The 9930-nt window shown below is 71.8% G+C and carries 8 protein-coding genes; 4 read left to right on the forward strand and 4 right to left on the reverse strand.

The window, feature by feature from the left end:
• Positions 1-135 precede the first annotated feature (135 nt).
• Entirely contained in the window at positions 136-1086 is a 951-nt protein-coding gene (locus E1283_RS24250; RefSeq protein WP_132820258.1) for an ADP-ribosylglycohydrolase family protein, read from the forward strand.
• A gap of 11 nt (positions 1087-1097) precedes the next feature.
• Here the strand turns inward: E1283_RS24250 and E1283_RS24255 are convergent, their stop codons facing one another.
• Positions 1098-1481 (reverse strand): winged helix-turn-helix transcriptional regulator, encoded by a 384-nt coding sequence (locus E1283_RS24255; RefSeq protein WP_132820259.1) that lies wholly within the window; start codon positions 1479-1481, stop codon positions 1098-1100.
• Positions 1482-1590: 109 nt separating this feature from the next.
• Here E1283_RS24255 and E1283_RS24260 point away from each other — a divergent pair, with 109 nt between their 5' ends.
• Complete coding sequence (locus E1283_RS24260) at positions 1591-1998, forward strand: RidA family protein (RefSeq protein WP_132820260.1); 408 nt, start codon at positions 1591-1593, stop codon at positions 1996-1998.
• Positions 1999-2012: 14 nt separating this feature from the next.
• Here E1283_RS24260 and E1283_RS24265 read toward each other — a convergent pair whose 3' ends face one another.
• On the reverse strand, positions 2013-2855 hold the full coding sequence (locus E1283_RS24265; RefSeq protein WP_132820261.1) for an aldo/keto reductase: 843 nt from the start codon (positions 2853-2855) through the stop codon (positions 2013-2015).
• Positions 2856-3010: 155 nt separating this feature from the next.
• Between E1283_RS24265 and E1283_RS24270 the strand changes: the two genes are divergently transcribed.
• Together E1283_RS24270 and E1283_RS24275 are read left to right on the forward strand one after the other, a co-directional pair.
• Complete coding sequence (locus E1283_RS24270) at positions 3011-4039, forward strand: bile acid:sodium symporter family protein (RefSeq protein ID WP_132820262.1); 1029 nt, start codon at positions 3011-3013, stop codon at positions 4037-4039.
• A gap of 302 nt (positions 4040-4341) precedes the next feature.
• A complete protein-coding gene (locus E1283_RS24275) occupies positions 4342-5160 on the forward strand; it encodes a hypothetical protein (RefSeq protein ID WP_132820263.1) in 819 nt (272 codons plus the stop codon).
• Positions 5161-5411: 251 nt separating this feature from the next.
• Here the strand turns inward: E1283_RS24275 and fdhD are convergent, their stop codons facing one another.
• Together fdhD and E1283_RS24285 are read right to left on the reverse strand one after the other, a co-directional pair.
• Positions 5412-6263, reverse strand: a complete 852-nt coding sequence (gene fdhD, locus E1283_RS24280; RefSeq protein WP_132820264.1) for a formate dehydrogenase accessory sulfurtransferase FdhD — start codon at positions 6261-6263, stop codon at positions 5412-5414.
• 93 nt (positions 6264-6356) lie between these two features.
• Positions 6357-9518 carry a glycosyl hydrolase 115 family protein gene (locus tag E1283_RS24285; protein WP_132820265.1) on the reverse strand — a complete coding sequence of 1054 codons (3162 nt, stop codon included), beginning with the start codon at positions 9516-9518 and terminating at the stop codon, positions 6357-6359.
• Positions 9519-9930 lie beyond the last annotated feature (412 nt).

Raw genomic sequence — 9930 nt, forward strand, 5'->3', positions numbered from 1 at the left:
GGCGGGGGGCGGGCGGCGCGGCCGCTTCGGCGGCGGGCCACCGGCCCTCGACAGAACCCTCCGCCGCCCACGCGACACCGCCGAAGAAGGAAAAGGCCCGCGCGGCCGTCGGCCCGACGCGGATAACCTCCGCTGATGAAGCGGATTCAACGGACCGCTGGCGCGGTCGTCGGTTCGGCGGTGGGCGACGCTCTGGGCGGCCCCTTCGAGTTCGGTGCCCCGGGAGCGTTCTCCGCGCGGTTTCCCGCACCAGGTGCCGGTGGCGAGATGAGCGGAGGCGGTGGCTGGGACCCCGGCGAGGGCACCGACGACACACAGATGGCCGTCCTGGTGGCGGAGTCCCTGCTGGAACGGGGCGGACTCGACCTGCCGGACATCTTCGCCCGCTTCCAGCGGTGGGCGGCATCAGCCCCGAAGGACATCGGCCTGCAGACCGAGGACGTCCTGACCAACGGCAGGCCCTGGGACCTCGCCGCCGCGAGCCACTTCCAGGTCAACCGGCGAGCGGCGGGAAACGGCTCGTTGATGCGGGCATCCACCTCCGCGGTCCACTTCGCGGCCGCCGGCCAGGAAGCCACCATGGACGCGGCGCGCCGTATCGCGGCCCTCACCCACGGGGACCGCGCGGCCTGGGAGGGCACCGCGATCTTCCACGAACTCGTCCGCGTCACGCTGGAGGGCACCGACCCCCTCACCGCGCTCCCCCACGTCCTGACTCTTGTCCACCCCGACCACCGCGACCGCTACGCCACGGTCCTCGCGCCCGACTGGCACCCCGATCGGGCGACCGAGGTCAACGGTGCCGTCTGGCCGTGTCTGGGCTCCGCCGTGTGGGCCCTGCGCACCACCACCACCTTCGAGGAGGCGATACGCGCGGCGATCGACCTCGGCGGTGACACGGACACCGTCGCCGCGGTGACCGGAGGCCTCGCCGGGGCGTATCACGGGCTGGACGCGATCCCCGCCCGCTGGACCCGGCCGCTGCACGTCCCCCTCCCGGGGTTCGACGGACGGGTGCTGCGCCTGCCGGACCTGGTCCACCTCGCGGACCGCCTCGGAGCGGGGCCGTCGACGGGGCAGGCGTGACGGGCCGGTGGTCAGCCGTCGAAGCGGCGGCGGGACGACTCGATGTCGGCGAAGTACCGGTGGGTCCACTCGCACATCGCGTCGACCGTCTTCCGCAGGCCCTGGCCCGACACGGTGAGGGTGTACTCGACCCGCGGCGGCACGGTCGGGTAGACGGTGCGGTCGACCAGGCCGTTGCGCTCCAGCATCCGCAGGTTCTGGGTGAGCATCTTGTGGCTGACGCCCTCGACCTCGTTCCGCAGCTCGCTGAAGCGCAGGGTGCGCTCGCCGAGCGTCTCGATGATCAGGAGGGCCCACTTGTTGGCGACGTCCGAGAAGATCTCCCGTGCCAGGGAGTCCGCCCGCCGCAGATCCGCCTCGTCGACCGCCGTGCCCTTGAACTGCTTGGTCACCATCGGGTTCCCCAGTCACTGAAAAGTGCGTTCTTCCACGTCAACGCACACTCTCCTATGGTTTCCCAGGAACCACAAGAGAGCGCGAGCTCATGACGAGGAGACGAACGACATGGCCATCACCCTGTTGAACCCGGACGGACTGCCGAAGATCGACATCTACCGGCAGGTGTCGGTCGCGACCGGCTCGAAGATGGTCTTCGTCTCCGGGCAGGTGTCCTGGGACGAGAACCAGGCGCCGGTCGCCGAGGGCGACCTGGTCGGCCAGGTCGAGCGGTGCTACCTGAACGTCGGCACCGCGCTCGCCGCGGCCGGCGCGACCTTCGACGACGTGGCGAAGCTGAACGTCTACGTGGTCGACCTGACCCCCGACAAGCTGCCGCAGTTCCTGGAGGGGGCGGCGCGGGCCGCGGCGAAGCTCGGGGTCACGCCGGTGCCGCCGATCACGGTGGTCGGCGTCACGGCGCTCGACGTGCCCGAGCACCTGGTCGAGATCGAGGCCACCGCGTTTCTCGACTGAACGGGCGGCGCGGATCAGTTCCAGTCGAAGGTGTCCGGGTTGCCGCCGAAGCGGGTGCCCCGGTCCAGGGCGGCGATCGCGGCCAGGTCGTCGGCGTCGAGCGCGAAGTCGAAGACGTCGATGTTCTCCGCGATCCGCGACGGCGTCACGGACTTGGGGATCACCACGTTGCCGACCTGGAGGTGCCAGCGGAGCACGGCCTGGGCCGGGGTCCGGCCGTGCTTCGCGGCGATCCGCCCCAGCGTCGCGTCGTCGAGCAGCCCCTTGCCCTGACCGAGCGGCGACCACGCCTCGGTGGCGATGCCGAGCTCCGTGTGCAGGGCCCGCAGCTCGGACTGCTGGAGGTACGGGTGCAGCTCGATCTGGTTGACCGCGGGCACCACGCCGGTCTCCGCCACCACCCGCCGCAGGTGGGGCGGGTGGAAGTTGGAGGTGCCGACGGCCCTGGCCCGGCCGCTCGCGGCGATGTCGGCGAAGGCCCTGACGATCGTCACGTAGTCGTCGCGCATCGGGCGCGGCCAGTGGATGAGGTAGAGGTCCACCTGGTCGAGCCCGAGGCGGTCGAGCGAGGCGTCGAACTCGCGCAGCACCGCGTCGCGGGTCCAGGTCTCGGAGGCGCTGTTCCACAGCTTGGTGGTGACGAACACCTCGTCGCGGGGCACGCCGGAGGCGGCCAGGGTCCGGCCGGTGCCCTGCTCGTTCCGGTATATCGCCGCCGTGTCGATGCTCCGGTAGCCCGCGGCCAGGGCGTGGGCCACCGCCGTCTCCGCCTGGTCGTCAGGCACCTGCCAGACACCGAAGCCGAGCTGGGGCATCCGCACGCCGTTGGCGAGGGTCACATCGGGGACGCTGCTCACGAGTGCTCATGTCCTTTTCTTGCGGATACTTGCTAGTTCTTGCTGATTCCTTGGGTGTTCATGATCGGTAACCGGTGTGCAATATGCAATAGACGTTGCTCGGATATCGTCTACGAACGGACCTCCGCGGCGGCGCGCGGAGCCCGGGAGAGAGAATGGCGAACGTGCGCAGACTGGCCCGGTTGATCGACCCCTTCATCGTGCTCCTGCTCGCCACGGTCGGGGTGGCCGCCCTCCTCCCCGCCAGCGGGCAGGCCGCGGACGGCGTGGACGCCGCAACCGTGGGCATCATCGGCCTCCTCTTCTTCCTCTACGGCGCGCGACTCTCCACCCGCGAGGCCATGGACGGGCTGCGCCACTGGCGGCTGCACCTCACGATCATCACCTGCACCTTCGTCGTCTTCCCCCTGCTCGGCCTGGCCACCCGGGGTCTGGTGCCCTGGCTGGTCAGCGACCCGCTCTACCCCGGCCTGCTGTTCCTGTGCCTGGTGCCGTCCACGGTCCAGTCCTCCATCGCCTTCACCTCCATCGCCCGGGGCAACGTCGCCGGCGCCATCGCGGCCGGCTCCTTCTCCAGCCTGCTGGGCATCGTCGTGACGCCACTGCTCGCCGCCGGCCTGATCGGCGCGAGCGGCGGCTTCTCCGTCGACACGCTCTTCGGCGTCGGCGGCCAACTGCTGCTGCCGTTCGTGCTCGGGCAGCTGCTGCGCCGCTGGATCGGCGGCTTCGTCAAGCGCCACCGCCGGGCGCTCTCGCTGGTCGACCGCGGCTCGGTGCTGATCGTCGTCTACGCGGCCTTCAGCGAGGGCGTGACCGAGGGCGTCTGGGGCGAGGTCAGCTGGCGCCGGCTGCTGGCGCTCTTCGGCGTCCTGGTGGTGCTGCTCGCCGTGATGCTGCTGCTGACGTTCTACGGCTCGCGGCGGCTCGGCTTCGCGCGCGACGACCAGGTGGCGATCGTCTTCGCCGGCTCCAAGAAGTCCCTCGCCGCCGGGCTGCCGATGGCCGGCGTGATCTTCCAGGGACAGGCGGCGATGGCCGTGCTGCCGCTGATGATGTTCCACCAACTCCAGCTGATCGTGTGCGCGTTCATCGCCCGCCGCTGGGCGCCGGCGCGCCTGCCGGCGCCCGACTCGACGGCACCGGACGCGACGGCCGCCCCCAGGGAACCGGCCACCCGGCCCTGAGCGGGTTGGCGCGGGCGGAGACCGTCGGGGCACGGGCCGGAGTTCACTTCCCGCGTCGCCCGGGATCAGGTCGGGGCGGCCATCGCGACGGGCAAGTCGGAAGCGGAACGACCTCTCACCCTGCGCGGGAAGACGTGTCAATCCGGCTTCCCCTGCGCGGCCCCGTCCGCTTCCACTTCCTCCGGGTCCCGCCGGACCCGTTGGCCCCGCGGGTTCTGCCTGCCTCTCCGGGGACAACGCCCCCTAGCCTGGGCGCGGTTGCGGCCCCGACGTGCCGCGCGTGCCTGACGAGGGGAACGGACATGACCGATTACGAGGACAGGCTGGTGGCCATGCTCGCCGACCTCCGCGGGAACGAGGCCATCACGGTGTACGACGCGGAGGAGGGCCCCCTTGCCACGTGGCTCGCCGGGCCCGAGCACGCGCTTGAGGTGATCGGGAAGGTCGCGGACCTGGCTCTCGCCCCGTCCATGGCCGGCAACTTCCACCGGTACGGCGACCTGAGTTGCTACTGGAGGGCGACCGAGGACACCACCCTCGGCGGCGAGACAGGGCTCAACCATCTGGTGAACGCCTGCGTGGGCTGGGTTCCCCACCACGTATCCGAGGCGGACTGGCCGGCGTCGGAGCGCGGATACCGCGGGCTGGTTGGCAACGTTTCCGAGGTCTACGGACCGGAGGCCGAGGCCGGGGCCGGGGCCGATGACGACGACGATGACGAGGAGGGCGGGCTCATCGAACTCGTCCTCCACGGCTTCGACGGCACCGCTCGCACGGGGGACGGCGCGATCGCCGGGTTCAGGGCCGAGGACGGCGTCGTCCTCGACGCGTCAGGACACCCCGAGATCTGGTACTCCGTCAACACCTCGGGCACCCTCGTACGCCTCGACCTCAGCTACCCCGAGTACCTGGAGACGCTGCTGCTCACCCGGGGCCTGCACGGTTGGCAGTACCTCTTCGCCGATCCGCACGACCCCGGCTTCCCGGAGTACTTCCGCCTGAACATCGGCCCCCACCTCGACTTCATCGCGCGAGCCTTCCCCCACGACGACTTCTCCGCGCTGCGGGCCCGGTACGAGGCTTTCACCCGGGCCCGCGAGGAAGACCGACCAGGGCTGTGATTCCGGCCGGGGCAAGGCCGGGGTGATGGCGCCGGCCTTGAGAACGATCAGTCCCGTCGGGCTTCGCGGGAGTCCTGTTGTCCGCTCCCGCGGTGGCTTCGGCGGGTGATTCGCCCGGTAACGGCCCGCCGAGTCGCGCCGGTTCACCCCCGCCCGGGTCTGCCGGGGGTTCCGCCACACCTCCGCGTGAAGACCGCCCGTCCCGCCGACGCGCCCGGACCCTCCAAGCCCGGCCCCGGCCGGCGGTGGGTTCAGGGCGTGGCGGGGATCGGGAGGGCCATGCGGTCGGCGCCGGCGTAGACGTTCATCGACGTGCCGCGGAGGAAGCCGATCAGGGTGAGGCCGGACTCGTCGGCCAGGTCGACGGCGAGGGACGAGGGGGCCGAGACCGCGGCGAGGGCGGGGATGCCGGCCATCACGGCCTTCTGGACCAGCTCGAACGAGGCACGGCCGGAGACCAGGAGGATGGTGTCGTCGAGCGGCAGGTCGCCTCGTTCCAGGGCCCGGCCGACGACCTTGTCGACGGCGTTGTGGCGGCCCACGTCCTCCCGGACGTCGAGGAGCCGGCCGTCGGCCGCGAACAGGGCGGCGGCGTGCAGACCGCCGGTGCGGTCGAAGACGCGCTGCGCGGCCCGCAGCCGGTCGGGGAGCTCCGACAGCAACGCGGGATCGAGGCGCGGGCCGCCCGCCAGGGGGAGCGGCCAACGGGCCGTCGTCCGTACCGCGTCCAGGCTGGCCTTGCCGCAGACGCCGCACGACGAGGTCGTGTACACGTTCCGCTCCAGCGAGATGTCCGGCAGCGGGACGCCGTCCGCCAGCCGCACGTCCAGCACGTTGTAGGTGTTGCCGCTGCCGTCCGGGCCCTGCGCGCCCGCGCAGTAGGTGATGCGGGCCAGCTCCTCGGGACGGCCCAACACCCCTTCGCTGACCAGGAATCCGGCGGCCAGCGCGAAGTCGTCGCCTGGGGTGCGCATGGTGATGGCGATGGCTCGCCCGTTGAGGCGGATCTCCAGGGGCTCCTCACCCACCAGGGTGTCGGCCCGCTGGCTGACGGCGCCGTCCCGGATCCGGACGACGCGGCGGCGTTCGGTGACTCGTCCCATGGGTTCATCATGCCCCGGGGCGCGGCGGAAAGCGCCCCGGGAGCACGAGATTGTGTACGGAATACCGTAGACGACCGGGTGGGAGCGTCGGCCTCAGCCGTCGGCGCGCCGGCTCTCGGGCGGGCCGAGGTAGCTGGGCCGGAGGCCGCCGGTGTCCACCACCAGCTTCTGGAGCACCACGGTCGGGTCCACCATCCAGAACCGCAGCACGTGCCGCCCCGGCTCGGCGATCCGGTGTTCGGTCGCGGTGATCCGCACGTTGTCCGACGTGCCGTGCTCCCACTGCCGGTTCATCGACGTGTCGTCGGCGCCGCTGACCGCGGTGACGTTCACCCGTCGGGGCGTGTCGCCGTCGAAGGAGACGGCGTAGCCGAGCCCGTCCGTCGGCAGCACGTTGTTCCGTGGCGAGAGGTGGGCGAGCACCCGCACCCGGCCCGTCGTGAACAGCGTCAGGTCGTACTCGAGGCGCGGGCCGTGGCCGCCCGGGGTCTGGCGGGGGGCCGTGACCGGGAGCGGCGTCATGCCGTCGCCGGTGCGGCCCAGGTCGGGGACGCGCTGCCAGCGGACCCCGGCGCCCGCCACCGCCCGGTCGAAGTGCCCGGCCTCGATGGACACGTAGCCGTTGGCCTCGACGAAGCCGGTGAGTCGGCGGAGCGGCACCCCGGGGTTGTCGACCACCGCCGTGACCTCGACCCGGGCGCCGCCGGGACCGGTGACGACCAGCGGCACCCGTCTGATGCCGAGCGGCGCGGCGGCGAAGTCGACCGTGACCTCGGCCCGCACCTGGGTCCGCACGGTGCCGGCGGCCGGGGAGACCCGCAGCCACGGCACCCCGGTGTCGACGCGGAACTCGAACGGCTCCCGCCCCCGGTTGAACACCTCGACGTACTGGGTGGGTTGGGACTGGTACGGGCTGAACGCGGGCAGTACCGCCGGCGTCAAGGCGTGCGGCCACCACTCGGCCGAGCCGTCGACGGCCACGCCGAGCTCCGCGCCGGCCACCGGCTCGATCCGGCGGACCGGCGGGAACACCTCGTCCGGCAGCGCCTCGTGGTTCGGCGTCTGCGGCTGCTGCCAGGGCGCGTCGGGGCCGTAGCGGGCGACGTCGCCGTAGCCGATCTTCGGCTGCGTCTGGAAGCCGGTCCACTTCCCGTCCCGCAGCGTGTTGTTGTAGTAGTCCGACATCGCCTGGTCGTCGGCGAACCTGGCGTCCGTGTCGTCGGCGAGCTGGTTGGCGGCCGCCCGGCCCTGCCGCGCGTAGTGCAGGTTGGTGAACTCGGCGGACCGCAGCGCGTAGAGGTTGGCGGTCGCCTCCACCTGGTACTGCACCAACTGGTAGTAGGCGTCGTGGTGTTCGTCCGGCAGGGCCTCGCCGATCCGCTGCGCCCTGGCGTCCAGCTCCTCCCACTCGGCGGTGACGCGTTCCAGCTCCCGGTAGTCGGTGAGGCTGAACGGGGTGGCCTGGTCGTCGTAGCCGATGGCGGAGGGGTCGGTGGCCGGGTCCTTCGTCGGGTCCACCGTGATCCGCCGGTTGAGCAACTCCGGCTTGCGGCGGGCCTGGAGGACGCCGTAGTCGTGCAGCACGCCGGCGATGGCCTCGGCGTGCTCGCGGCCGAAGCTCTGTTCCGCGTACTGGCGTTCCCACTCGCCGAGCCGTTCGATCGGCCAACGCTCCGGGTCCCAGGCGTAGTCGAGGAAGAACTGCAACGGCAGTTCCTCCGCCTTGAGGTCGCCGACGTTCACCACCCAGAGGCGGTCGATGCCGTAGCGGTACGACAGGTGTAACTGCTCCCAGGTGGAGGCCAGGTTGACGGTGTCGACCCACTTGTAGTTGCGGCCGCCGCCCACGTAGTCGAAGTGGTAGTAGAGGCCGTAGCCGCCGGCGCGTTCCGGCAGCCGTGGGTCGGGGACCTTCCGCATGTTGCCCCAGTTGTCGTCGCAGAACACGACGGTGACGTCGTCCGGTGGGCGCAGGCCCTGGTCCCAGTAGCGCTGGACCTCCTTGTAGAGGGTCTGCACCTGGGGGATCGCGGTGACGTCGGCCGTGCCCGTCGTCTCGGCCAGGATCCGGCGCTGGGCGGCCAGGATGGACTCCATCAGCTCGATGCCGTCCCCGTCCGGCAGGCTGACGTCCCCGTTGCCGCGCATGCCGAGCGTGACGACGCCCTCGAAGTCCTCGTCCACCATGCGGCGCACGCCGTCCGCCCAGTAGCTCCTGATGGCCTCGCCGTTGCGGCGGAAGCTCCACTCGCCGGTGCCGCCGTACGGGTCGTGGCCGGGCGTGACGATCTCGCCGGCCGCGTCGCGCCCGGCGGGCACCGCGTGCCGGTTCCACTCCTCGATGCCGCGCATCATCGGGGCCTCGTGCGAGGTGCCCATGACGATGCCGTACTCCTTGGCGGTGGCGTGGTTGGCCGGGTCGTCCTCGGCGAAGGCGCGGCCCCAGACGGCCGGCCAGAGGTAGTTGGCCCGCAGCCGCAGCATCAGCTCGAACACCCGGGCGTAGAAGGCGCTGTTGAAGCCGTTGGGGAAGTCGGGGGCGTGGCCGGGGCCGAAGAAGGCCGGGGCCCAGGTGCCGAGTGCCGGGTTCTCGTCGTTGATGAAGAAGCCCCGGTAGCGCACGGCCGGGGTGCCCTGCGTGAAGCGACCGGGGAGCAGGTGGATCCGTTCGTGGCGGGGCACCGGCACGTCGGCCCACCAGTGCCAGGGGGAGACGCCGAGCTGGCGGGAGGTCTCGTAGACGCCGTAGATGGTGCCGCGCGGGTCGCTGCCGGCGATCACGAAGGCCCGGCGCACCCCGGGCAGTGGGTTGTGCACCAGCTGCTCGCGGGTGGTCTCCCACTTCCCGGCGATCCCGGTGACGTCGAGCTTTCCGGCCGCGACCAGTTGGTCGACGAGCGGGCTGCGGCCGATGGTGCCGACGATGACGAGGTCGTCGTGGCGGGACGGCGCGCGGTCGTGGCTGACGTCGGGGGCGCTGCCGGTGGCCCGTTCGATGTCGGACCGTAGGTCCTGGACGGCCCGCAGCACGCCCGGATGGTCTGCCGAGCTCACCAGGATCGGGGTGGTTCTGCCGTCCGCGACCAGGGGCAGGCTGCCCGGTCGCCAGGCGGTGGAGACGAAGGTGCCGCGGCGCTCGGTCGCCGGCGCGGGGGAGGCGGTGGACGCTGGGTCGGCCGCGGCGGCCGTTGGTGCGGTGCCGGCGGCCGCCACCGACAGGGGGAGGAGACCGAGGAAGGCACGGCGGCTCGTCATGATCAATCTCCAGGGGGTGGTGAAAATTATCGGCGTGATTCCGGAAGGAGTCAGCCGAGACTTCGGAAGAAGCTAACGAGGCGTCATGCCCAGGTCAATACTCGGTTCGCGACGTAATCGCCCTGCGGCGACGGGCGGTTGGGGCCACATCCTGCGAGGGCCCGGATCGTCGGCTGGCTGAAAACCTTTCGGGCGACCCGTCGTGAGCAGGTCCGCATGCCGGCCCCCTGGTTGACGGGCCCGCCGGCCGCTGTTCCACTGGGGGCATGAGCGGCGAGCGGCGTCTGGTCACCCGCGACCACATCGACTTCGGTCGCGTGTGGTCCGCCGCGTGTCGCCGCGCCTGACGCGGGCGCCCGCGGCCCACCTCCTCCCGGCCGCCGCCGCGCGGCGGTCCTCCGCCGTCTGACCG

The sequence above is a fragment of the Streptomyces hainanensis genome (assembly GCF_004348415.1).
GTDB lineage: Bacteria > Actinomycetota > Actinomycetes > Streptomycetales > Streptomycetaceae > Streptomyces > Streptomyces hainanensis.

Bases quoted from the DNA above. Each gene is read 5' to 3' on its own strand.
- E1283_RS24260 (WP_132820260.1), top strand. From the start codon at position 1,591: ATGGCCATCACCCTGTTGAACCCGGACGGACTGCCGAAGATCGACATC.
- fdhD (WP_132820264.1), bottom strand. From the start codon at position 6,263: ATGGGACGAGTCACCGAACGCCGCCGCGTCGTCCGGATCCGGGACGGC.
- E1283_RS24255 (WP_132820259.1), bottom strand. From the start codon at position 1,481: ATGGTGACCAAGCAGTTCAAGGGCACGGCGGTCGACGAGGCGGATCTG.
- E1283_RS24275 (WP_132820263.1), top strand. From the start codon at position 4,342: ATGACCGATTACGAGGACAGGCTGGTGGCCATGCTCGCCGACCTCCGC.
- E1283_RS24285 (WP_132820265.1), bottom strand. From the start codon at position 9,518: ATGACGAGCCGCCGTGCCTTCCTCGGTCTCCTCCCCCTGTCGGTGGCG.
- E1283_RS24250 (WP_132820258.1), top strand. From the start codon at position 136: ATGAAGCGGATTCAACGGACCGCTGGCGCGGTCGTCGGTTCGGCGGTG.
- E1283_RS24270 (WP_132820262.1), top strand. From the start codon at position 3,011: ATGGCGAACGTGCGCAGACTGGCCCGGTTGATCGACCCCTTCATCGTG.